The 24,178-nt window shown below is 40.3% G+C and carries 18 protein-coding genes and 1 tRNA gene; 7 read left to right on the plus strand and 12 right to left on the minus strand.

All coding sequences use genetic code 11. The features are described 5' to 3' along the window. The 4 genes from JWP71_RS05505 to JWP71_RS05520 form a co-directional block, all read right to left on the minus strand. The coding region (locus tag JWP71_RS05505; RefSeq protein ID WP_299497776.1) for a glycosyl hydrolase family 28 protein at positions 1-1,451 on the minus strand (1,451 nt) is incomplete at its 3' end. A 472-nt stretch (positions 1,452-1,923) separates the two neighbouring features. Continuing rightward, the gene (locus tag JWP71_RS05510; protein ID WP_299497779.1) at positions 1,924-3,594 is read right to left on the minus strand and encodes a sodium/sugar symporter; all 1,671 of its coding nucleotides are present in this window, start codon (positions 3,592-3,594) and stop codon (positions 1,924-1,926) included. Between the two features lie 59 nt (positions 3,595-3,653). Further along, on the minus strand, positions 3,654-4,985 hold the full coding sequence (xylA, locus tag JWP71_RS05515) for a xylose isomerase (protein WP_299497781.1): 1,332 nt from the start codon (positions 4,983-4,985) through the stop codon (positions 3,654-3,656). Between the two features lie 28 nt (positions 4,986-5,013). Next, the gene (locus JWP71_RS05520; RefSeq protein ID WP_299497783.1) at positions 5,014-6,525 is read right to left on the minus strand and encodes an FGGY family carbohydrate kinase; all 1,512 of its coding nucleotides are present in this window, start codon (positions 6,523-6,525) and stop codon (positions 5,014-5,016) included. Between the two features lie 136 nt (positions 6,526-6,661). On the opposite strand from JWP71_RS05520, the gene JWP71_RS05525 reads away from it, so the two are divergent. Further along, positions 6,662-7,693 (plus strand): LacI family DNA-binding transcriptional regulator, encoded by a 1,032-nt coding sequence (locus JWP71_RS05525; protein ID WP_299497785.1) that lies wholly within the window; start codon positions 6,662-6,664, stop codon positions 7,691-7,693. Here the strand turns inward: JWP71_RS05525 and JWP71_RS05530 are convergent, their stop codons facing one another. Then, complete coding sequence (locus JWP71_RS05530; RefSeq protein ID WP_299497788.1) at positions 7,694-8,041, minus strand: hypothetical protein; 348 nt, start codon at positions 8,039-8,041, stop codon at positions 7,694-7,696. Between the two features lie 84 nt (positions 8,042-8,125). Between JWP71_RS05530 and JWP71_RS05535 the strand changes: the two genes are divergently transcribed. Further along, positions 8,126-8,365, plus strand: a complete 240-nt coding sequence (locus JWP71_RS05535) for a DUF2007 domain-containing protein (protein ID WP_299497790.1) — start codon at positions 8,126-8,128, stop codon at positions 8,363-8,365. A gap of 14 nt (positions 8,366-8,379) precedes the next feature. On the opposite strand, the gene JWP71_RS05540 is transcribed toward JWP71_RS05535, so the two are convergent. The 3 genes from JWP71_RS05540 to JWP71_RS05550 form a co-directional block, all read right to left on the minus strand. Next, positions 8,380-11,838: a TonB-dependent receptor plug domain-containing protein gene (locus JWP71_RS05540; RefSeq protein ID WP_299497792.1), complete on the minus strand. Its 3,459-nt coding sequence runs from the start codon at positions 11,836-11,838 to the stop codon at positions 8,380-8,382. 143 nt (positions 11,839-11,981) lie between these two features. Next, a complete protein-coding gene (locus tag JWP71_RS05545; protein WP_299497794.1) occupies positions 11,982-14,510 on the minus strand; it encodes a TonB-dependent receptor plug domain-containing protein in 2,529 nt (842 codons plus the stop codon). A 317-nt stretch (positions 14,511-14,827) separates the two neighbouring features. Further along, entirely contained in the window at positions 14,828-17,293 is a 2,466-nt protein-coding gene (locus tag JWP71_RS05550; protein WP_299497797.1) for a TonB-dependent receptor plug domain-containing protein, read from the minus strand. Positions 17,294-17,666: 373 nt separating this feature from the next. On the opposite strand from JWP71_RS05550, the gene JWP71_RS05555 reads away from it, so the two are divergent. Further along, entirely contained in the window at positions 17,667-18,029 is a 363-nt protein-coding gene (locus JWP71_RS05555) for a response regulator (protein WP_299497799.1), read from the plus strand. Positions 18,030-18,115: 86 nt separating this feature from the next. Here JWP71_RS05555 and JWP71_RS05560 read toward each other — a convergent pair. After that, a tRNA-Arg gene (locus tag JWP71_RS05560) sits at positions 18,116-18,189 on the minus strand. 415 nt (positions 18,190-18,604) lie between these two features. On the opposite strand from JWP71_RS05560, the gene JWP71_RS05565 reads away from it, so the two are divergent. Beyond that, on the plus strand, positions 18,605-19,465 hold the full coding sequence (locus JWP71_RS05565; protein ID WP_299497800.1) for an N-acetylglucosamine kinase: 861 nt from the start codon (positions 18,605-18,607) through the stop codon (positions 19,463-19,465). A 152-nt stretch (positions 19,466-19,617) separates the two neighbouring features. Here JWP71_RS05565 and JWP71_RS05570 read toward each other — a convergent pair whose 3' ends face one another. Then, positions 19,618-20,307, minus strand: coding sequence for an NUDIX domain-containing protein (locus JWP71_RS05570; protein WP_299497802.1), 690 nt, complete (start codon positions 20,305-20,307; stop codon positions 19,618-19,620). Positions 20,308-20,434: 127 nt separating this feature from the next. Here JWP71_RS05570 and pfkA point away from each other — a divergent pair, with 127 nt between their 5' ends. From pfkA to gap, 3 genes are read left to right on the plus strand one after another with little or no spacing between them, the layout of a single operon-like run. Next, positions 20,435-21,421: a 6-phosphofructokinase gene (gene pfkA, locus JWP71_RS05575; protein WP_299497804.1), complete on the plus strand. Its 987-nt coding sequence runs from the start codon at positions 20,435-20,437 to the stop codon at positions 21,419-21,421. Beyond that, entirely contained in the window at positions 21,421-22,269 is an 849-nt protein-coding gene (locus tag JWP71_RS05580; RefSeq protein ID WP_299497807.1) for a hypothetical protein, read from the plus strand. The genes pfkA and JWP71_RS05580 overlap by 1 nt, the downstream gene beginning before the upstream one ends. 6 nt (positions 22,270-22,275) lie before the next feature. Next, positions 22,276-23,271: a type I glyceraldehyde-3-phosphate dehydrogenase gene (gene gap, locus JWP71_RS05585; RefSeq protein ID WP_299497809.1), complete on the plus strand. Its 996-nt coding sequence runs from the start codon at positions 22,276-22,278 to the stop codon at positions 23,269-23,271. Positions 23,272-23,367: 96 nt separating this feature from the next. On the opposite strand, the gene JWP71_RS05590 is transcribed toward gap, so the two are convergent. Beyond that, entirely contained in the window at positions 23,368-23,754 is a 387-nt protein-coding gene (locus tag JWP71_RS05590) for a YtxH domain-containing protein (protein ID WP_299497810.1), read from the minus strand. 213 nt (positions 23,755-23,967) lie between these two features. Continuing rightward, positions 23,968-24,162: a cold-shock protein gene (locus JWP71_RS05595; RefSeq protein ID WP_299497811.1), complete on the minus strand. Its 195-nt coding sequence runs from the start codon at positions 24,160-24,162 to the stop codon at positions 23,968-23,970. Between the last annotated feature and the right edge of the window lie 16 nt (positions 24,163-24,178).

Here is a 24,178-nt window from a genome sequence, read left to right on the forward strand (position 1 = left end):
GGGTTAAGCCAGATCACATTATCACAATTTACCAGTTTTATAGCAGCGTTTGTTATCTCGGTTTGTTCAGTACTCAGCAGGGATATTTGCGCGTTTTTTACATCATCCATTATAATTGCGGGCCTTGCATCCATATTGCGTGTTTGCAGGGTTATATTTTGTAAAGAGATACCTTTTACGTGCCTGATGTAAATGCCGCTTGATGGCAGCACTATGCCAAACATCCGGTTTTCGGGATATAGGGTTTCCTTTTCGGGCAGCGGCGCATCTGCCTCGTCGGCGGTGCCATCGCCCATAGTGCTTATTTTAATATTGCTTAGCACAACGTTTTCTACATCATAACCTGAAAAACCAGTTATGCTTGAGGTGATCTTGCTATGACTCACAGCAGTGATATTGCTAATGGTAACGTTACGTAAATGCCCCGGCTCATAGGCTACAGTTTTATCTTTTGGTGCCGCGCGGTTACCAAACTTTATGAAGATGGGTGTTTGTACATCATTCATATTAATATTGTTAATGGTTACATTGTCGGTAAAGCCGCCATCAACATTTTCTATTGCGATGCCGGCAATTACGGTTATGGGCTGTTCTATAAATTTAAAATGCTTTTGCCAGTTACGTAGGTTATCTTCTGATGCCTGGTGAATAGTAATATTGCTGATATTAATGTTCCTGAATCCACCATGCGACGTAGTGCCGAATTTAATAGCATTACAATTAGATGCCACTTCACAATTGCGGATGACCACATTTTCGCAGGGCGCGGTTTTGTCCTCACTTTTTAAACAGATGCCGTCATCGTCCGAATCAATATTACAATCTTCAATCAATACATTTTTACAGTCGATATTAATAGCATCATTGTTAAAGTTAGCGTGATTAAATATTTGTACACCTTTTAAGTGCAGGTTTTCGCAACGCTGATAATTCTCCATCCAAAAAGCGGAATTTTTCAGGCTTACATCAAAAATATCTATGCCCTTGCAGTTGTACATAGATATTAAAGTTGGGCGAATACCCGTATAGCCAGGCGTAGTGTTATCACCTAAATTAAACTCGGACGAAGCGCCGTTTCCATTAATAGTTCCCTGTCCGGCGATAGCAATCGCGTTAACATCCATCGCGACAATTAATGATCTGAATACTCTTTTGCGCGGTCCGGCGGTATTATCCGGGTAATCCTTCATTACGGGGCTCCCTTTTAACTCGGCACCGTTCATTAAATACAGTGTAACGTTATTTTTTAAATAGATGGTCCCCAACATAAAAGTTCCCACAGGAATTATAACCCGTCCGCCGGCTTCGCTGCATTTATCTATTGCTGCCTGTATGGCTTTGGTATTGATAGTTTTTCCGTCGGCTTTAGCGCCAAAGGTTAAAATATTATAATCGGCTGAAAAGCCGGAAAGAGAAATGCCTAATAACAAACAGGTAAAAAGCGTTTTCATGAGCATATTAAAAATAATTGTTATTTCGAGTTATAAAATTAGGAAATTCTGTAGGTGAAATGACATAAGTGGGGTGTCATACCAGTGCAAACGCATAAAAAGCACTCAAAGCGTATCGCATATATTAGGAGGCTCCGATGGAGCCAAAATAAGATTTGTCTTGTCCTTCTATAAACAGGGAGCTCCTCCGGAGCCAATATTTGCTGAAACAATACGGACATTTGACTCCGGAGGAGTCAAATGTTTATAGATAAGCTATAAAGTTAGAAAGGCTCCATGGGAGCCTCCTAATGGTGTATATTGTTATTTTAATGCGTTTGCCCTGGGTGTCATACTGCAGTAACGAGGAGAACTATCTCTTGAACGATAGCGAAAAAATAAAACATGCACAGCGTATAGGATTTTAGATTTGTCAACTTTTAAAAAGTTGACAAATCTTTTTTTTACTGAAAAATAACCCTCTTTCTGCCGCTTACCAAAATACAGAATACAAAGCAACCAGCACGCCACAAACTATAAGCGCGCCTACAGTAAAGCTCTTAGACATTTTAAACATGCTGGCATCAACCTCTAAACCATGAACTTTTTTGCCGCTGGCATTTTCTATCATTGATATAATATACATACCTGCAACGCATATCAGAAATACAAAACCCATACGGTCAAGGAATGGCATTTCATAAACCCCAGCATTGTTTACCGAAAATCCATAAGGCGCTAATGCTTTAAGGTTAATATAAGCCGGCATTACTTTAAAGCCTACCGATAAAGCAAATCCGCCAATGGTAGCAAACAGGGCAGCGTTCGAGGTAGCTTTTTTCCAGAAGAAACCTAAAATAAACATGGCAAATATACCCGGCGATACAAAGCCGGTATACTCCTGTATGTATTGGAAACCGCCTTTTTTATCAATACCTAAATGGGTGCAAAGTACTATGCCTAAAAGCATGGCTACTACGACCGTAATCTTGCCAACCATCACCATATTTTTATCGGTAGATCCCGGATTGAATTTCTTATAAATATCCAAAGTGAAAATGGTAGCAATACTATTTGTTTTTCCTGCTAATGATGCAACTACAGCAGCTGTAAGCGCTGCGAAAGACAATCCTTTTAAACCGGAAGGTAATAAGTTAAGTAAGATAGGGTATGATCTATCCGGATTTACCTCGCCGCTAATTGTCATCTTATCATGGAAACCAAATACGTCCTGTTTGTATAAAATAAAGGCCGCTATACCCGGTAGCACCACAATAACCGGCATTAATAATTTTAAGAAAGACGCAAACAGTATACCGCCGCGCGCTGTTTTCAAATCAGCTCCCAACGCCCGTTGGGTAATGTATTGGTTGCAGCCCCAGTAATTTAAGTTCACTATCCACATACCGCCAATTAGTACGGTTAGGCCGGGCAAATCAATATAATTGGGATTATCCTTTTTAAATATCATGTGGAAATGGTCGCCGGCCTGTTCTTTCATTATTTTAAGGCCGTTTAAAACCCCGGTTGTACCGTAGTGGGTTGATACCAGGTTGATGGCAATATAAGTAGTAACTAAGCCACCTAATATCAAAAAGAACACCTGGATAACGTCGGTATAACCAATTACCTTCATTCCGCCCAGGGTAATAATAATAGCGAATATAGCCATGCCCCATATACAAGCCTGTAAACTAACGCCTGATATACTGCTTACCGCTAAGGCACCCAGATATAATATAGAAGTAAGATTTACTACTACGTATAACAGCAGCCAAAAAACAGCCATTATCATAGCTACCGTGCCATTGTACCGCTGGTTAAGAAACTGCGGCATGGTGAATATCTTATTTTTAAGATAAACGGGTATAAAGAAAATAGCTACTATCATCAGGGTGGCGGCAGCCATCCATTCGTAAGTAGCTATTGCGAGGCCCATTTTAAAACCGGACCCGCTCATGCCGATAAATTGCTCGGCCGAAATATTTGAAGCGATTAGTGATGCGCCTATGGCCCACCAGGTAAGCGAGCCTTTTGCTAAAAAGTAATCATTAGATGTGGCATCGGCATTGTGTTTGCGCCTGTAAACCCACAATCCATAAAAAGCTACTACAAAGAAATATATTGCAAATACTACATAGTCGCCGTTGGTCAGCTTATTCATAATTAGATAAAGTTTATAATTGGTTTAGCAATTATAAACTTTATCTAACATTATATCAACTATATATAACGGTTTATTAAGTTTTCTATATACTCTTGTCTGCCGCTTGCCAGTTTAGGTTCGCCGTTCTCAATCGCATAAGCTCTAAGGTCCTCTAAAGAAAGTTTTCCTTCTTCAAATTCTTTACCCTTGCCGGCATCAAACGAAGCATAACGGTCCTTGCGGATCTGCTTGTAATCTGATTTTTTCAGAATGTTATCAGCATTGATCAATGCTCTTGCAAAAACATCCATACCACCAATATGTGCATAAAAAAGATCTTTCGGATCGGTAGAGTTACGGCGGATCTTAGCATCAAAGTTTATACCACCACCCTGGAAACCACCGGCTTCTAAAATGATCAGCATATATTCTGTAACCTCGTTAATATCATTCGGGAACTGATCTGTATCCCAACCGTTTTGGGTATCGCCACGGTTAGCATCTATCGAGCCTAACAAACCATTGTCAGCTGCAACCTGCAGGTCATGCTGGAAGGTGTGGCCCGCTAAAGTAGCGTGGTTAACTTCTAAGTTCAGTTTAAAATCACCCAACAGGTCATATTTTTGCAGGAAACCAAATACGGTTGCCGCGTCATAATCATACTGGTGTTTAGTAGGCTCGCAAGGTTTAGGTTCGATAAAGAAAGTACCTTTAAAACCTTGTTTGCGGGCGTAGTCTTTAGACGCGTGTAAAAATTTAGCCAGATGCTCCTGCTCGCGTTTCATGTCTGTATTCAGCAGGGTCATGTAGCCTTCGCGGCCACCCCAGAAAACATAGTTTTCGCCACCCAGAGCAATAGTAGCATCTAAAGCGGCTTTAACTTGCGCGGCGCCATGTGTTAATACATGAAAATCCGGATTGGTAGCTGCACCATTCATGTACCTGCGGTTAGAAAATAAGTTTGCAGTACCCCAAAGCAACTTCACACCACTTTCGGCTTGTTTTTGTTTAGCATATTCAACAAGGGCCTGCAGGCGACGGTCATTTTCGTTGATATCATTACTATAATCAACTACGTCAACATCATGGAAGCAATAGTATGGCAGGTTCATTTTAGTTAAAAACTCAAATGCCGCGTCCATTTTATCTTTTGCACGTTCAACCGCGTCGGTTTTTTTGTTCCATTCAAATACGTGGGTAGGCTCGCCAAACGGATCCGCGCCATTGCCTACAAACGAGTGCCAGTAAGCACCTGCAAAGCGTAAATGATCTTTCATGGTTTTGCCGGCCACTACCTTATCCGCATCATACCAGCGGAATGCTAATGGATTGTCTGATCCCTGGCCTTCAAATTTGATCTGGCCAATTCCTTTAAAAAATTCTGTGTCGCCTGTTACTATTTTTGCCATTATATTTAGTGTTATTTTTTTTAGTTTATTAATTTATTGCAGTATGCAAATGATTTTCTTTTGCTATTGATAAATGTTTACCCAGCAAGTCTTTCCATTCCTGGTAAACCGGTTCGAATAAATTAGATGTTGGTTCAATTAATTGTACAGGGTGCATGTGCATAAAAGCCTCGGCCGGCGATGAAAATATACCTGCCCCAATGCCTGCGCCTAAAGCTGCGCCAACGCTGCCATCATTTTTATATAGTTCAACCGGTATGCCGGTGGCGTTTACAAAGGTTTGCGCAAACAGGTCGCTTAAAAATAAATTCGCCTTACCTGCACGTATTACGGTAGGATTCATACCGTTTTCGCGCATAATATCAACTCCATAACGAAACGCGCATGCAATACCTTCCTGTGCGGCCCTGAATATATGAGCCTGGGTATGCAAATTCAAATCGATATGATGAAAGTGTACACCTATTAATTCATTATTCAGCATGCGTTCTGCACCATTACCAAACGGCAATATGCGTAAACCATCACTCCCCAGGGGAGCTTTATTAGCCAGCTCATTCATTTGCGTGTAACTAACTGCCGAACCAAATAAGTTCTTTGTCCAGCGGTATAAACTCCCGGTACCGTTGATGCATAGTAACACACCAAGGCTTTTTTGCTGCTCGGTATAATTAACGTGAGCAAACGTGTTAACACGCGATTGCGGATCATAGGTCAGCTCATCGCTAACGCCATAAATTACACCCGATGTACCTGCGGTAGCTGCAACCTCGCCCGGGTTTAATACATTTAGTGAAAGAGCGTTGTTTGGCTGGTCGCCTGATTTGTATGCGATTGGAATGCCCGCTTTTAATCCTAATTTTTCGGCTATGGAACCTAACAGGCCACCATGATTTGAAAATACGGGATGAATAGGAGGGAACAAGCTTTCGCTAAATCCGTAATAATCAATAATGTCTTTTGATAAGCGGTTATTTAAAAAGTCGAAGAAAACACCTTCAGACAACGCCGATATAGAAGTGGTAATTTCGCCGCTTAACTTCATGGCAATAAAATCACCGGGAAGCATTATTTTGTCTATCTGCGCGTATATTTCCGGCTCATTCTTTTTTACCCATGCCAGTTTAGAGGCGGTAAAGTTGCCGGGAGAGTTTAATAAATGCGACAGGCATTTTTCATGCCCAATGGCATCAAAAGCTTTATCGCCAATTTCAACCGCACGGCTGTCGCACCAAATAATACTATCGCGCAGTAATTTTTGATCCTTGTTAACTAATACCAAACCATGCATCTGGTAAGCAATACCAATGGCCGAAATATCAAGCGGATTATACTTTTGTGTGCTGTTACACAAGGCGATAGCTTGCTGTACATGTTGCCACCACATTTCGGGAGATTGCTCTGCCCAGCCCAGTTGCAACGACGTAATTGGCGACTCCGTTTCGGGATATTGAGCCGATGTCAGCGTTTTTTGCGACGCGGCATCAACTATTGATACTTTGATAGATGAAGTGCCTATATCAATTCCTAATAGTAACATGCTATATATTAGTTAGTTGCATAAAAAATAATCGGTTTGTCAATCGGTAGTATAATTGTGCAACGAAATTAATTTTTTTTTTGAAAACGCAATCGATTGCCATGATTTATTTTTGTCATATTTGTAATAACCAAAAATGAAACCTAAAAAACGTATCACTATTTATGATATAGCCGAGAAGCTTAACATTACTGCTTCGTCTGTATCTCGCGCGCTCAATAACAGTAATCATGTTAACGAGGCTACTAAAAACTTAGTATTAAAAACCGCTGCCGAGCTTAATTATAAGCGTAATCTGCTGGCATCCAACCTGCGCATGGGCAAAACCAAAACCATTGGTGTGGTTGTTCCGCGTATCAATCAGAACTTTTTCTCGAATGTTATTGCCGGGATAGAGGATGCTACTTATCAAAAAGGATATAACCTGATTATTTGCCAGTCTAACGAGTCGCATAGTAAGGAAGTAAAGTGTGTTAATACGCTGATGAACCAGCATGTGGATTGTATAGTTATTTCGGTATCAGTTGAAAGTGATGACCATACTCATTTAGAACATGTAATTGAGCAGGGTATACAATTAATACAGTTTGACCGTGTAGCCGAAGAGTTAGAAACCCTTAAGGTTATTAATGATAATGAAACAGCATCAATGGAAGCTGTTGTTCATTTAATTCAGCAGGGGTATAAGCGTATTGCTCTGCTGGAGGGGCCGCAAAACTTAAACATTTTTAAACAGCGTAAAACAGGTTATTTAAACGCGTTGAAGAAATTTAATATACCTGTTAATGATGAACTGATTATTGAAAATGCCTGGACAAAAGAGCTTGGTGCAGCAGCTACCCGTAAACTATTAAGCCTGCCCGATCCACCTGATGCCATATTTGCTTCCACATCTGATTTTTCTGCATTGGGGGTGTTAGATGTTGCCCATGATATGGATATTAAAGTGCCTTCTCAATTAGGTATATTAGGTTATTCTAACGAAGCGTTTACAGAAATAACTACCCCATCAATAACCACGGTTGATCAGTTTAGTGTGCACATGGGTAAAACTATTGCTAATTTATATTTCGAAGAGATGGAAAACAAAGAAGTTGCTGTTACGCCAAAAGTTATCAGCATAAAACCGCAGTTAATCATTCGTTCTTCTACACTGAAAAACAAATAACTATTTACCCACTACTATCTGGGCTGGTTCGGACGCTACAATTTGAAGCGTATTTTTGTATAGCTCCAAAACGCCGGTTACACAAAGGTGTTTCTTTTTTAGGTTGGCCCAATCTAAAGAAACCTTATTTCCTTTTATAGCTACAGTAAATTTCTGGTTAGGAAAATTACCACCCATATTAATCAGCGTTAGCGTATCATTAAATACCTTTACAGAATAAACAGTATCGCAAAGGGTAGCTGTTTTGCCTATATGTTTTTTAAAGTCGATAAAGTTGATGGTTTGCTGTGCTTTTAATTTGGCCGAAAAGCAAACAACTAAAGCAAATAGCAGTACTAATTTTTTCATGGAGACACGTTTACTGTAAAGTTACTTAAAAACTAATTTGCTGCCATAATAATTGCATTACCTTTGATTGAACGAAATCTAACTATGAAAACAGACAATAGCACAGAACCGGTTGAAGTATTTGCAGGTAGCGTATTAGATGCAGGTATGATACAAAGCTTATTAGAACAAGAAGGCATACCGGCCTTTATACAAAACGAATATATGGGCAGCATTGCACCATGGCAGGTTACAGCAGGTGGATCAGCTGCTGCCAAAGTGGTTGTGGCAAAAGCCGATCATGAAAAAGCAGTGCAGGTTATAAATGACTACGGACAGGAGTAACGCAGCAGCTTATATTACTTTACTTTATACTCATATACCTGTCTCCCCAATTTACCCATCCCGTCTAATCCTTCGGCTACAACATGGTATTTGCCGGTGCCGTCTGCATTAAAAAATTCAAAGCTTGCCTTGCCGTTCTCATCAGTTACAATATTGGGTTTCCAGTAAATGGTCGACCGCAGATCGGCCATATCTTTATTAGTTGCCGGGTTATCATAATCGGGGGCATAAAACTGGCGGCGCATATCGTAGCCTTGTTGTAGTTTATAGGTTATTAATCCTTTGGGTTTGGTTTGAGCCACGGTATTGTAGCCAATAGTATAGTCATCAAAATTTACATCTCCTTTTTTAGTGCTGATGATCAGTACCCCATTGCTGCCATGTTCGCCATATAAAGAGGCGGCACCGCCGCCGCGCAAAACTTCAATACTTGCTATATCTGATGATACCACGCTGCTTAGGTCGCGCCCGCCTTGCCCATCAACAACCACATACATGGGCGAATTAAAACCCCTGATAAATATCCGGCCACCATCGCTATATCCGCCGGTTATGCGCCCGGCCAGGCAACCCGAAAGATCACTTTGACAAGGCAACAGGTCGACAAACGTTAGCACCTGGTCGGCATTGCCCGGCCCGGCAAGGTTTTGCGAGTTTTTGACGGCTATTGTTTTGATGTTTACGGTACTGGTTGTTTTTTTCTCGTGGATATTAACTTGTTTAAGAGCAATCGCCTTTTGTTGGTCGGCTTCATGCTCGTCAATATATTTTTGGTAATCCACATCATCTTTTTTAAGAGTAATGATAATTGACCCTTTTTTCTTAGCATTCCCATTATTAATTTGTGAATTTTTTAATACTTCAATAGCTGCAATCCGTTGGATAGGAAAGTATTCATAGTATAACTTATCCCGTACATAACCGTCGATAATAACCTCGAGATCGTCCGCGGCCCATTTACCGCTTGCATCAGCTGTTATATGTGCGCCAGTTGCACGGGTCATCAAAAATTGACCTAATGTGGGTGCCTTTGCAAGGTCAACAAAAGTGAATACAAAGTCCGTAGCAACCTCCCCGGCCACATTCTTTGAATCTTTAAGCGCTATCTGTTTAACCTTATCTATTTTCTTTTCTTGTATGGAAACCTCTTTTAGGGCAATCGCTTTCTCTTTTTCCTCTTTTTTCTTGTCGATGGTCTTTTGCAAGCTCTTGTTATGTTCGGTTATGTAGCTTTCATAATCTACCCCGCCGCGTTTAGTAGTAATAATTATAGCTCCGGTAATAAGCCCTCCGTATAAATTACCTGCTCGTGCGCCTTTTATTACTTCAATTCCTTCTATAACATCCGGAGTGAGTAAATTATAATAATCTGGAGTGCGTATCTGCCCGTCAACAACAACTATTACAGACCCGCCTTGATAGCCTGCCGTCCATCTTCCCGGTTTATTAGAACTGATACGTATACCGGTTAACTTTCCCATTAAGCATGCCCCAAGGTCTGAGCAATTTGCAAGGTCAACAAAAGTAAGCTCCTGGTCGGCACCACCGGCGCCGGCACGACTGTCTGAATGTTTAAAAGCAACTTCTTTGGCTGTCCTTGCATTAATAACCACTTCCTTCAATTTAATAGCAGGTTTAAGCTTTCCATTTTTATTTAACACATCAAAGCGTTTGCGGGTGCTATCCATGTAAGTAGTGAAATTATTATCCGGTTTTTCCTCGGGCAGGTGGTTATAAGCTATTGCGCCATAAGCAAGCTCTGACGACTGGGCCGGATGGTTAAATGTTGGTGGTATTGTATTCTTTTTATCTATTTCAATCGTTATATTCTTTTTACCCTTAGCGTCAACTGCCGATACATTATAGCCCGTGCCTTTACTAAAAGGAAAGTTATTAAAACTAAACCTGCCCCGCGCATCGGTTACGGTATCAATAATTAACCCATTGCCGGTATTAACCAGTATAGAAACTTTGGCATGTGCAGCGGGTGTTCCCTTTTTTGTCAAAATTCGCCCGCTTATGCCCATACCTGCTTCTGGCAGGTAAGAAAGATTAGGTAGGTTGTTGGTTAAAATATCCTTCCACACAAACCTGCGCCAACCCTGGGTGAGCATTAGGTTATCCAGTTGTTTGGTTTTATCAAGAGATACGTCTGTGAAATAATAATTGGGTTGTTCTATATAGCCTTTCAGGTCTGACGTAAGGAGCAGATTAGAAAAAATGCTTTTTTCGTCTGCTTCGGTATAGGGTACTTTCCCTTCATCGGTTATAGCTAATGAGAAAGCGCCCATTACTGGTTTGCCGTCCTGATCTGTAACCTGCATATTTAAGTGAACCTTGTCTCGTTTTTTATAGTCGGGCTTATCCGGCGATAATTTAATACTCAAATGCTGGTCGGTATGTTTAACAAATACCAACCGTTCGGCAACCGGCTGGTATTGGGGCGAAAATAAAGTAAACTGTGCTATACCCTCGGGGAAACGATTTTTTGGGATAACAGCGGTAAAACCGGTACGGGTAAGCTCTTTTTTACCGGTATATTGTACAGTATTGTTTGTTTGGGCAATTACCGATATCTCGCCGGTGTTTAACAAGCTTTTGCTGGCTTGTATATTAACAATAATATTATCATCGTTTTGGGTAACTGTTAACCCATAACCCTTTGGTGCAGCTATTGGTAGTTTATAGCGTTTTTCGCTGCCATCAGCAAATTTAACAATAGCGGTATAGGTATTGCCCTCGGCGGGTTGAAAGGTAAATGTGCCCATACCTGCATGCTCGGATTTAAAAGTTGTTAGCTCATTATTATCCTTATCCACTATACTACCCAATATTTCCCTACTTAAACCATCGGTACCAACTGCTTTAAAGGCAACTTTAGATATAAGTTCATTCACCAACTCGCCGCCTTCCGGAAAGAATTGTACAGTGCTGCCTGTAGTATCAGGCTTTACTTTCATAGTTTTTTTAGTAACAGGTGCATTTATTTGGCGGGTAGATGTAGGGTTGGTTGTTGGGGGCAGGGCATTGCCAATTCGGATGGCCCTGTCGAAAAAATATTCCGGACCGAAATTGCGCATCAGGTTGGTATAGGCGCGGATATGGTAATTGCCTGCCGACAATACGCTATCGCTCAAGGTAATGGCTCCCCATCCTAAGCCATCGGTAAGTGGTATGCGTAAGTTAATCGCAACCGAATCCCGGTCATCCACCAGGTCGGCATACATTATTTTGCTAAGGGACGAGAGTCCGTTGGTTCCGTTCACCACATAAACCTTCATCCATATGGTATCGCCCAGGCTGTAAAAGGGCTTATCAAACTGGATGTGCACTTTTTCTACCGGTACTTTGTTCCTAAAGCTATCTAACGAAACTACAAGGTTACGCAGTTTGCTATTGCTCTGGCTTATTACGTCCTGGGCCTTTGCCCCCAAGCCAATAAGCAGCAGTAAAATATAGGTTAGATTTTTCATGACAAGTTATTTAAGTGATAGGCAACAGGTTTTGTAGTTGTTTATATACCTAAATACACCGGTCAGGAAAAAAGGGGGGATGTGAAGGAAATAATTGTGTATCCTTTAACAAAAATTCATCTTACCCCCAAGCCTGCTTATTTCTATTTTACCGTATAATGAAACACCTGCCTGCCTAATCGGCCGTACAGATCCAGCCCTTCTACTATCACACGGTAATTTCCGGTGCCATCTGCGTTAAAAAAATCAACACTTGTTTTGCCGGTCTCGCCGGTTGTAATGCCCGGTTTCCAGAAAACGGTGGTACGCAGATCCGGCAATTGTGTATTGGTTTTAGGATTAGCATAATCCGGCTGGTAAAACTGTTTTCTTAGATCATAACCAACTTTAAAAGTATATGCTTTTAATCCTTGTGGTTTATTGTAGCCGGGGGTACGGTGGTCTGTTTCGTAAGCGGTGTAGTCAACATCGCCTTTTTTAGTGGTAATAACCAGCACGCCGCTTGATCCATGCATGCCATATAAGGCAGCAGCGCCTCCTCCGCGCAATATTTCAATACTTGACACATCCGAACTCACAACACTTGACAGCGGGCGCCCGGCAATCCCATCAACAATAACATACATTGGCGAATCAAAGCCCCGGATAGCTATACCCTCACCACTAACATATCCACCGGTTATTCTACCAGTTAAACAGGCTAATAAATCATTTTGACATGGCAGGAGATCAATAAAAGTAAGCACCTGGTCGGCATTACCGGCACCTGCAAGGTTTTGCGAATGCTGGGTGGCAACTTCTTTAATAGTTTCCTTGGTTATTTTGTCTTTTACAACAACTTCTTTCAGCATAATATGGCTTAGCATTCCGTTTTTATCCAGTTCATCAAACCGCTCACGGCTTTCATCAAGGTAAGCTGCAAAATCATTGTTTGCAGATGGGTCCTGCGGCAAGTGTTTTATGGTTACCGGCTGAGGTATTTGCTCATCAATTTCTATATTTTCATATTTTTTGCCCTTGGCATCCGCGGCTGTAACGTTGTAAGTAGTACCTTTTCTGAAAGGGAACTTATTAAAATTAAATCGCCCCTGCGCATTGGTTACGGTGTCAACTATTATACCATCGCCAATGTTTACCAGTAAAGTAACCCGGGCGCCGGCTATGGGTAAAGGTTTCTTTTTGCTGTTGGTTAATACCCTGCCGTTAAGGCCCAGGCCATCCTCTGCCTGATAGGTTAGGGTAGGTAGGTTATGTGCTAATATATCCTTCCATACAAATTTGCGCCATCCCTGGGTAAGCATCAGGTTATCCAATTCGCCCGATTTATTGTCTACATCGTCCGTGAAATAATAATTTGGCTGCTCCACATAACCTTTAATATCCGAGGTAAGCAGCAGGTTAGAGAAAATAGTTGTTTCATTCAATTCTTTATAAGGCACCTTCCCTTCGTCTGTTACAGCCATAGAGAACGTACCAATTACGGGTTTTCCATCCTGGTCGGTAATCTCCATATCCAGGTGCACTTTATCGCGTTTTTTGTAATCAGCCTTATCAGAACTGATGTTAAATTTTAAATGATTGTCATTAATGCGAATAAATATCAATCGCTCAGCTACCGGCTGATAATCGGGCGAGAATAAGGTAAATTGTGTTATGCCTTCGGGAAAACGGTTTTTAGGGATACGCGCGGTAAAGCTGTTACTGGTTAATGTTTTTTTACCTGCGTACTGCACGATGTTATTTGCCTGGGCAACCAGCGAAACCTCGCCATTTAATAAACTATTACTGGCCTGTATATTAACAATAACATTATCATTAGCTTGCACAACCGACAGTACGTAACCCTGTGCGGCTGCAGCAGGCAACGCTATCTTTTTTTCATTACCATTGGCCAGTTTAATTACAGCGGTATAGGTGTTGTTTGCGGCAGGCTGTAGTATAAACGACCCCATGCCGGCATGTTCTGACTGAAAAGATGTTACCGGGTTATTATCTTTATCTACAATTATTCCGGATATTTCTCTGCCCAACCCATCATTACCCACTGCTTTAAAACCTACTTTTGAAGCAATATCATTTACCAGCGTGCCACTTTCGGGAAAGAATTGTACGCTTACATCGCCCGTAGCGGTTTTAGGGGATGCAGTAACTTGTGTTTTGGCAACAGCCGTGGTTTTTTGAGGGGGGCCACCCGTTGTGTTTGATTTTGGAGGCAGGGCATTACCAATCATTATTTCTTTATCAAAAAAGTATTCTTCGCCCAAATTGCGCATGAGATTGGTATAAGCGCGCAGGCGATAAGTGCCGGACTTCAATAACGTATCGCTAAGGGTAATAGAGCTCCAGCCAAAACCATTGGTAAGTGGTATGCGCAAACTTGTTTTTATAGAGTCTTTATCATCAATAAGGTCCGCGTACAATATCTGGCTCAGCGCCGAAAGCTCATTACTCTGTATAACCACATAAGCCTTCATCCAAATGGTATCGCCCAAACTATAAAATGGCTTATCAAAATGTATATGCACTTTTTCAATAGGTACCTTTCTTCTGAAACTATCTAACGATGCCGCGATGGTTTGCAGCCTGGTAGGCCCCGCATTTGTCGCAGGCGTTTCTTGTGCTTTCACACAAAAACCGGTAAACATTAGCAGGATAAGCAGGAGTCTTTTCATACGGATATTAATTGATGACAATTTGGTTTAGATGGTTAATTATACACTAAATACTTGGATAATTAAAAAGGGGGGGATGGGAATAAAAAAAAATGAAAAATAGTTTAATCGCCCGCTGTTGTTTTTAGATGCTTATGGAATCTTTTTCATTAAGCAGGATATTTATGTTTTTTACAGGCATTTAACATGTTTATTTTCAGCGAATTGCATTTTTGGTGTATCAAGGTGTACCCAGGTGTACCAGGTGTACCCAGGTGTACCTGGTGCAATACAGTACAGTAATAACATTTAAATGGGTATTGATTTATTGCTGCTGCTTATTTAACCGCGTAATGATATACTTGCCTTCCCATTTTCCCATCAGGGCCCAGGCCTTCTACTACTACACGATAATTACCTGTACCATCCGCGTTAAAAAAATCAACGCTTGCTTTTCCCTGATAGGTGGTAATTATGTTGGGTTTCCAGTAAATGGTCGACCGCAGATCGGGCACTTGTTTATTGGCCGGCTGCGTATAGTCAGGCGAGTAAAATTGCCGCCTCATGTCATATCCGTTAAATGTATAGTTCTTTAACCCGTCAGCTTTGTCATATCCGTGTTGGCGTGTAGTTTCATAGGCGCTATAATTGATATCGCCTTTTTTAAGGGTAACAATTATTACACCATTGGCGCCATGTAAACCATACAGGGCCGATGCACCGCCACCACGCAATACTTCAACGCTTGATACATCTGCAGACATGATACTTGTTAAGCCATCAGGGCGCTCAATGCCATCAACAATAATAGTCATTGGCGTATCAAATCCGCGCGAATAAGGTGTCATACCAGCTCCGGGTGTGCCGGCGCTATCCGGCTTAAAGCGTATATTGGTTAACCTTCCCTCTAAGCATTTTGAAAGATCATACTGACAGCCTAACAGATCAATAAAAGTAAGCACCTGGTCGGCATTACCCGGCCCCGCTAAACTGGATGAATTTTTAACAGCAATTTCCTTAATATTAACTTCCTGTAGCATAATAGCGTTATCAGGTGTTTTTTCTTTGAGCAGCCCCTCAAAACGGGCCTTGCTGTTTTCTATATAAGTTAAAAAATTGTTGTTGGCAGGTTGCTCATAAGGTAAATTATCAATGGCCGGCAATTCATAATTTTGTTTATCTATATCTATTTTAAAGTTTTTATTTCCTTTAGTATCTACAGCCGATACATTATAAGATGTGCCTTTTGCGAAGGGAAAATTAGTAAAGGTAAAGCGCCCGTCGCTATTTGCAACAGTATCATACAATATGCCGCTGCCAACATTAAACAAAACAAAAACTTTAGCACCGGGTACGGGCTTTCCACCCTTGGTTACGCGCCCGCTGATGCCCACGCCTGTTTGTGCCTGGTGTGTTAATGGGGGTGGCGTATGTGATAATATATCCTTCCATGCAAATCTGCGCCATCCCTGGGTAAGCAGCAGGTTATCCAATTGGTTTGTTTTATCGGTAGTTATAGCTGTAAAATAATAATTGGGCTGTTCTACATAGCCTTTCAAATCTGACGTTAGCAGCAGGTTAGAAAAAATTGTTTTTTCATCAACTTCGTCAAAGGGTACTTTTGTTTCATCGGTAACAGCCAACGAAAAAGCGGCGGTAACGGGTCTGCCATTATCGTCGGTAACATTTAAGTTAAGATGCACCTTTTCGCGTTTTTTATACCCTGTTTTATCAGCGCCTAAGTTCACTGTAAGATAGCTGTAAGGATGATGAACAAATACCAGCCGTTCTGCTACGGGCTGGTAATCGGGCGAAAATAGTGTAAGCTGCACTATCCCTTCAGGAAACCTGCTTTTTGGTATAAGGGTTGTAAACGCATTACGTTCGACTGTTTTTGTAGCGGCATACTGAACTATATTATTTGCCTGTGCAACAAAGGCTATACTGCCCAAATTGCTGCCGGCGCTTACGCTAACAGCAATATTATTATCATTTTGGGTAACGGTAAGTACATAACCACTGTCTTTTGCTTTTGGCAGTGCTATTCGTTTTTCGGCGCCATTGTATTTGATAATTGCGGTATAGGTATTCGCTGGGGTAGGCTGCAGCATAAATGTACCCATACCTGCATGTTCAGACTGTAAAGTGGTAACCTGCTTATTATTCCTGTCAACCACATAGCCTGATATTTCCCGGCTTAACCCATCGGTACCTAAAGCCTTAAAAGCTACTTTAGAGGTAAGCCCGGTAACCAGGTCGCCACCTTCGGGGAAGAAGCTAACGCTGATATCCTGCCCTTTAATTCCTTGTGTATTATTATCAGCAACAGTAGTGCGGGCTGATGAAAGTGCATTGCCTATTTTTACTGCTTTATCAAAAAAATATTCGCTGCCCATGTTGCGCATCCAGTTAGTATATGCGCGGATATGGTAATTGCCTGCCTGTAATAAACTATCACCAAGGATAATTGCTCCCCAACCTAATCCTTTGGTAACAGGTACGGTGCCGGTGGTTTTAACAATGCCCTTATCATTAACAATATCTATATGCAAAACTTTGCTTAGCGGCGAAAGTTCATTGCTGCCATTAACTACATAAGCTTTCATCCAAATGGTGTCGCCCAAGCTATAAAAAGGCTTGTCAAACTGAATGTGCACTTTTTCAACATATGCTTTGTTGCTGTACTCATTTAAAGAAGCAGCAATTGTTTTAAGCTTTTCGGCCGCCGGGGTTGTTGCCGGTTTTTCCTGCGCTTTAACACAAAAACAGGTAAAGGCGAGCAGGATGAAAAAAAGTTTTTTCATGATGTATGTTAATTAAATAAGGGTAACGCTATGGGTAATAATTGGTTGATTAAATATACACTAAATACGCCGGTCAAACAAAAAGGTTGTTTTCATAAAAAAGTATCGCTTATTTTTAATTGATGAATACTTGGATAGCCATTGAAAACCCGGGTCTCAAAATGCAAAATCAGGTGCAATTAACAAACCGATACCTTGTTTAAAGACTGTGCATTTATTTGGCTATGAAAGAAAGGTCATGGACGAAAATAATGGGAAGTTCAGAAAAAATGAAAAATAACCTCCTCCAAAAAAAACAAATTAAGCATTTACTGACTTATATTGCATTAAAACAAATTAACAGATTGTTTGTGGTTTTATAGATAAAATTGCCATGTTACAAAAGAAAATCCTGATAATTGAAGATGATAATGATATTTTAGATGTACTTAAAACCGTACTTAGCTATAATCATTTCACTGTAAAAGGCCTTGCCCGAACTGACGATATTCTGAAATCAATTGAAAAGTATAAACCCGATTTAATATTGACTGATTACCTATTGTCGGGAATGAATGGCGGCAAAATTTGCCAGGTAATAAAAAGTAATAAAGAAACATGTCATCTTCCGGTTATTTTAATATCAGCTTACCAGGAATTAGCTATATCGCTGGGCAATTTTGGCTTCGATGCCTTTATTAGAAAACCATTTGATATTAACCATTTGATTACAACCATTAATAAATTCTTAAATTAAAGGAATAGACGTAATGGTAAAAATCTGCAGTAATTTCGCACACGAATAGAAAAAGCCTCTAATTATTGAAATTAGAGGCTTTTAAGTGATCCCATCTGGATTCGAACCAGAGACCTACTGATTAGAAATCAGTTGCTCTATCCAGCTGAGCTATGGGACCATCGCAAATTATTTTTGCGGTGCAAAGATGCAAAAAACTGCTTAAAAGTAAAGCACAAAAATCAACTTACTGTTTATGGTAGTAATGCCGATTTGTAAATTGGATGAAATTCGCCCAATCATAAGCAGTTAAATTATGCACCTCTTCTTGTATTTCTTGCAGGATATAAGTGTCAGTTCATCATCATTCTGCACAAATACTTTGCTCATAGTATCATTATAAATTAGGCAATATTTGTGCGCTTTTAACATGAATTTTACATGTTTTTGGCATTTATTATATTAAAGTTAGTGTAATATTTACAATTAGGTAATAAACGCATTTTTAACAGCGTATTAAAGACTGTAATTTTTTTATTTGCATGTATTCTAATTACGATAAGAAGTTATACATTTAGCGATTAAATTTAAATTATATGATAATAATTGCTGACGGAGGCTCCACAAAAACCAATTGGTGTTTGCTTACCGAGGATGGTAAAAAAGTATATTTTAACACAGAAGGGTATAACCCATACTTTTCAAGTATTGAATATATTATTAATTCGCTGCATGAAAGCCTGCCAACTGATTTAGAAATAGACAAAATAACTGAAGTTGACTATTACGGCGCGGGCTGCTCTACCGAAGAAAAGCGTAAACAGGTAGAAATTGCCATGAGCGCGGTCTTTACCAGCGCAAAAGTAAACATAGGACATGATTTGCTTGCTGCTGCAAGAGCTCTGTTAGGCAACGGCCCGGGCTTTGCTGCTATATTGGGTACCGGCACCAATACTTGTTTGTATGACGGTAAAAATATTATTAACAACATTGACTCCGGCGCTTATATATTAGGTGATGAGGGGAGTGGCTGCTACATAGGTAAAAAGTTATTGATTGATTATTTAAGGGGATATATGCCTGAAGTTGTACGTTCGCTTTTTTGGGATACTTACAAACTAACCCCTGATGAAATTAATGAAGAAGTTTATACTAAACCGCTTGCCAATCGTTTTTGTGCCGGGTTCAGTAAATTTGTTTATGATAATAACGTACATATTGAGTATTCACGCAACCTGGTAAAAACTTCTTTCGAAGATTTTTTCAAGAACCTGGTAACTCATTATCCTGATTATCAAAAATATACTTTTAATTGTATTGGTTCTGTTGGGTATAACTTCCGCAATGTTTTGGAAGAAGTTGCTACAGAAAACGGAATGACAGTTGGCAATATCATACGCTCGCCTATAGATAACCTGGTAAAATACCACATGGAAGCCGCTGTAAGCAAGGTTTAAGACAGAATTTTAGAAACAAGAAACAAGAGTCAAGAAATAAGATCTGGATTGTCCGGTTTTGGTTCTTGGCTCTTTTTTTAACAAAAAAATGCGGGCTCTAATAACCCGCATCCTATATCTTAATTCTTGTCTCTTATTTCTTGACTCTATTCTCACACACCCATTTCGTTCTGAAATATCTTTGAGTATTTGCGTCTGTCAAACTTATAAAGTTTAGCTGCGCGGTATGATACACCTTTTTGCTTTTCAACCAGTTCCTTCAAAAAACCATAGCTCAGCATTTTTTTACGGAAGTTGCGTTTATCAAGCTTCTTGTTTAAAATAGCCTCATACAGTCCCTGTAGCTGTGTAAGTGTAAATTTTTCAGGCAACAGGTCAAAGGCAATAGGCTGGTAATTTAACCGCCTGCGTATTTTGCCAAAGCCGTTATTAAATATTTCTGTATGGTCAAACGCCAGTTTGGGCAAATTATTAACAGAGTGCCATATAGCTTTTTTAGCGTAATGACTTATTGGCCTTAGCTCTTTTTGCCCGTTAATACGTATCAATGCATAATAACCCACCGTTATTACTCTTCCCTGCGGGTGGCGGTTTACTTCGCCAAACGTATGGAATTGCTTCATAGGCAGATCGCGCAAGCCGGTTAATTCATATAATATACGGTCGGCCGCATCGTCTACGCTTTCTTCCTGTTTTACAAAATAGCCGGGTAAAGCAAGCCAGTCTTTAAACGGCTCTTCGTTGCGTTCAATCAATAATATTTTAAGTTCTCCTGCGTCAAACCCAAAAATTAAACAATCTATTGAGAATACAGAATCGATTGTGGGTAATTTTTCTTCCAAACGGCGTTATAATTAAAGTTTATAATTTATAAGATATTGCTTTGCAAAGATCAAAAATAAATAAAAATAAATTTAATGGTGTAATTTTCACACCTTATATTCGTGCAAAATTTTTTTGGTAAGACAAATGCATAAAATTTCTAAACTTGGGGTACTTACATCAGGCGGCGATGCACCGGGCATGAACCCCTGTATACGGTCTGTTGTAAGAACGGCTATATATAACAACTTAAATGTTGTTGGTATACGGCAGGGCTATAAGGGTATGATTGAGAATGATATGTATGATATGGATACCCGCTCTGTAAGTAATATATTGAATCTTGGTGGTACCATTTTAAAAACGGCCCGTTGCCTGCCTTTTCGTACAGACGAAGGTATGGAAGCAGCTTACCAAAATTTAAAAGCACGCGGGATAGATGCTTTAGTAGTTATTGGCGGCGATGGTACTTTTACCGGAGCGCTGCGTTTTTCGCAGAAATATCCGGATATAGCCGTAATGGGTATACCCGGAACAATTGATAATGATCTGTATGGCTCAACATACACTTTAGGATTTGATACTGCCACAAATACGGTTATTGAAGCAATTGATAAAATACGTGATACCGCCGATTCGCACGATAGGTTATTTTTTATTGAAGTAATGGGCCGCGATTCGGGCGCTATTGCTTTACGGGCAGGTATATCATGCGGTGCCGAAGCTATTTTGCTTCCCGAAAAATCAACAGCAATTGATGATCTGATCAAACAATTAAAAGATGGCCAATCAAAAAAGAAATCGTCAAGCATAGTTATTGTTGCCGAAGGCGATAAAAGCGGCGGTATTTATGACCTGGCCAAAGCAGTACAAAAAGAAGTTACAAATTACGATATAAAGGTTACCGTACTGGGCCACCTGCAAAGAGGGGGCAGCCCAAGCAGTTTTGACCGTGTACTGGGCAGCCGCTTAGGCTTTGCCGCGGTTAATGCTTTAATTGCCGGCCATAGCCAAAAAATGGTGGGCCTTGAGGCTAATGATATTAAAATAACCTCGCTTGACGAAGCGCTTAGTCATCATGATTTTAAGCTGGAGGCCGATCTTTTACAAATGGTGGAGGTGCTTTCCATATAATGATAGCTGTTGTATATAGCGGATCGAACAATGCTGACTGGCGACTGTCTGACAAAGGAAGAACTATTGCTTCTTTTAAAACAAATGGCATCAATCCGTATTTTATTGACGAAAAGCACATCATACAACTACTTAATAAAAATATAAACCTGATACATCATGCCGAAGAAGTAAAACGTATTTACTTTTTTGGTGCCGGTTCTTCGTCAACAGAATTAAAGGCGATTGTTTTTAACGCGCTTTCCACATTTTTTAAGTTTGCCAAGGTTACCGTTGCCCATGATATTGACGGAGCGGCTATTGCCTGCTGCCGGAACAATCCCGGTATTATTGGTATATGCGGCAGCGGTTCAAACGCGGCATGGTATGATGGTAAAAAGGTAAAACCTAATAATTACGGGCTGGGATATATATTAGCTGATGAAGGCTCTGGTAATTGGCTGGGCAAGCAGTTAATAAGAAGCTTCATGAACGAAACTTTACCCGAGAACCTGAGAAAAAAATTTGCTCACAAGTATGAAGCAGATAGAAAAACGCTGCTTGAAAAAGTTTATCGCCAAAAACAGACCGCGTTATATTTAAGCTCATTCAGCGAATTCTTTATAGAGAATAGTGATGACCAATATCTGACGAGCGTCATAAAAAGTGGTTTCAATAAACTAATAACCACATACTTGCTACCTTTACACAAGCAATACCCGCAAGCGCCTTTACATTTTGAAGGCTCGGTAGCCTTCGCTTTCCAGGATTATCTGCGTGAGACTGCCGCCGAAGCGGGTCTTGAAATTACGGGCATTATAAAAGAACCTATAAACAATCTATTAACGTATTATTCAAATAAAAATTAAAAAATCATGAAAATAGGAATTAACGGTTTCGGCCGTATTGGCCGCCTGGCATTCAGAGCTGCAATTGAAAGATCAGACATTGAAGTTGTTGGTATTAATGACCTGGTTGAGCCTGATTATATGGCTTACATGTTAAAATACGATTCAACTCACGGTCCTTTTAAAGGCACAATTGCTGTTGAAGGCGGACATTTGGTTGTAAACGGTAAAACTATACGTGTAACTGCCGAAAAAGACCCTTCTAACCTTAAATGGGGCGAAGTAGGTGCAGAGATAGTTATCGAATCAACCGGTTTGTTTTTAACTATCGAATCAGCCCAAAAACATATTGACGCAGGTGCCAAAAAAGTTGTAATGAGCGCCCCTGCAAAAGATGATACCCCTACATTTGTAATGGGTGTAAATCATAAAAGCTTAACCGCTGCACATACCATCGTATCAAACGCGTCATGTACCACTAACTGTTTAGCGCCAATTGCTAAAGTATTAAATGATAGCTTTGGTATTGAGGAAGGCTTAATGACTACTGTACACGCCGTTACAGCTACCCAAAAAACAGTTGACAGCCCTTCGGCTAAAGACTGGAGAGGTGGCCGTGGTGCTTACCAAAACATCATCCCTTCATCAACAGGTGCTGCTAAAGCGGTTACTTTGGTATTGCCTGAGTTAAAAGGTAAATTAACAGGTATGTCTTTCCGTGTTCCGGTTGCCGACGTATCTGTAGTTGATTTAACAGTACGCTTGAAAAAAGGCGCTTCTTACGAAGCTATTAAAGCAGCCATGAAAACCGCATCAGAAGGTGAGCTAAAAGGAATTTTAGGTTATACCGAAGATGACGTTGTATCTGAAGATTTTAAAGGTGATGCACGCACATCAATATTTGATGCTAAAGCGGGTATAGCTTTAAATGATAACTTTGTAAAAGTGGTATCATGGTATGATAACGAATGGGGCTACTCAAACAAATTGATAGACTTAGTTCAAGAATTAGGTAAATTGTAATTTGCCTAATTGTATAAATGAGCAAAGCCCCCGAGTCATCGGGGGCTTTGCTCATTTATAACCTCAAAGTTCCCCCTTCAGGGGGAGCGGCGGGGGTTATGCCTGCTGTATAGAATCATTCACATCATTAGACGCGCTTTTTACTTTTGACTTGGCATTATCAACCTGGTTTTTTGCCGATTCTGTTAGGTCATCAGCGTGCGATTTTACTTTATCGCTGACACCGTCCCGGTAATTATACAGGTCGTTAACAGCATCGCTATATTTTGATTTTACCTTGTCTGCAACATTATTGCCATAATCTTTCAGATTTTCAGTTGCAGATTGCGCTTTATCCTTTGCTTTGCCTACTGCGTCGTTTATAAATTCGCCCAGGTTGCTTCGGGTTGCTTCACCAGAATCGGGGGCCAATAATAATGCTATGGCAGCACCTGCTGCGGCTCCTGCTAACAGGGCGGCAATAATTTTTGCTTGATCTTTCATATGCTTTTCATTTTTGTAGCTATGAGGTATAACGCAACAACAGTGCCAAAGGTGCAACCTCATTTATCTTAAAACGGGATAAAGTGCAATGTATTAGTAGCCAGTTATTTGTAATAAATGCCGCTTTAAGGCCGCGGGTTAAAGTGAGGGCAAAAAAAAACATCCGCCCATTGGGCGGATGTTTTTGAATACGTTTAAAATGGTATATTATAATTAAATAACCTTTACATTTACCGCATTTAAGCCTTTTCTACCGTTTTCGATCTCAAACTCAACTTTATCATTTTCACGGATCTCATCGATTAGGCCTGTTGAATGAACAAATACATCCTGACCACCATTGCTTGGTGTAATAAATCCGAATCCTTTTGTTTCATTAAAAAATTTTACTGTTCCTTCTTTTTGCATTATTTTAAATATTAAA

The sequence above is a fragment of the Mucilaginibacter sp. genome (genome assembly GCF_028287845.1).
GTDB lineage: Bacteria > Bacteroidota > Bacteroidia > Sphingobacteriales > Sphingobacteriaceae > Mucilaginibacter.

Coding starts and splice junctions, on each gene's coding strand:
- gap (WP_299497809.1), top strand. CDS start 22,276: ATGAAAATAGGAATTAACGGTTTCGGCCGTATTGGCCGCCTGGCATTC.
- xylA (WP_299497781.1), bottom strand. CDS start 4,985: ATGGCAAAAATAGTAACAGGCGACACAGAATTTTTTAAAGGAATTGGC.
- JWP71_RS05545 (WP_299497794.1), bottom strand. CDS start 14,510: ATGAAAAGACTCCTGCTTATCCTGCTAATGTTTACCGGTTTTTGTGTG.
- JWP71_RS05535 (WP_299497790.1), top strand. CDS start 8,126: ATGAAAACAGACAATAGCACAGAACCGGTTGAAGTATTTGCAGGTAGC.
- JWP71_RS05530 (WP_299497788.1), bottom strand. CDS start 8,041: ATGAAAAAATTAGTACTGCTATTTGCTTTAGTTGTTTGCTTTTCGGCC.
- JWP71_RS05510 (WP_299497779.1), bottom strand. CDS start 3,594: ATGAATAAGCTGACCAACGGCGACTATGTAGTATTTGCAATATATTTC.
- JWP71_RS05540 (WP_299497792.1), bottom strand. CDS start 11,838: ATGAAAAATCTAACCTATATTTTACTGCTGCTTATTGGCTTGGGGGCA.
- JWP71_RS05520 (WP_299497783.1), bottom strand. CDS start 6,525: ATGTTACTATTAGGAATTGATATAGGCACTTCATCTATCAAAGTATCA.
- JWP71_RS05590 (WP_299497810.1), bottom strand. CDS start 23,754: ATGAAAGATCAAGCAAAAATTATTGCCGCCCTGTTAGCAGGAGCCGCA.
- pfkA (WP_299497804.1), top strand. CDS start 20,435: ATGCATAAAATTTCTAAACTTGGGGTACTTACATCAGGCGGCGATGCA.
- JWP71_RS05595 (WP_299497811.1), bottom strand. CDS start 24,162: ATGCAAAAAGAAGGAACAGTAAAATTTTTTAATGAAACAAAAGGATTC.
- JWP71_RS05550 (WP_299497797.1), bottom strand. CDS start 17,293: ATGAAAAAACTTTTTTTCATCCTGCTCGCCTTTACCTGTTTTTGTGTT.
- JWP71_RS05565 (WP_299497800.1), top strand. CDS start 18,605: ATGATAATAATTGCTGACGGAGGCTCCACAAAAACCAATTGGTGTTTG.
- JWP71_RS05580 (WP_299497807.1), top strand. CDS start 21,421: ATGATAGCTGTTGTATATAGCGGATCGAACAATGCTGACTGGCGACTG.
- JWP71_RS05555 (WP_299497799.1), top strand. CDS start 17,667: ATGTTACAAAAGAAAATCCTGATAATTGAAGATGATAATGATATTTTA.
- JWP71_RS05525 (WP_299497785.1), top strand. CDS start 6,662: ATGAAACCTAAAAAACGTATCACTATTTATGATATAGCCGAGAAGCTT.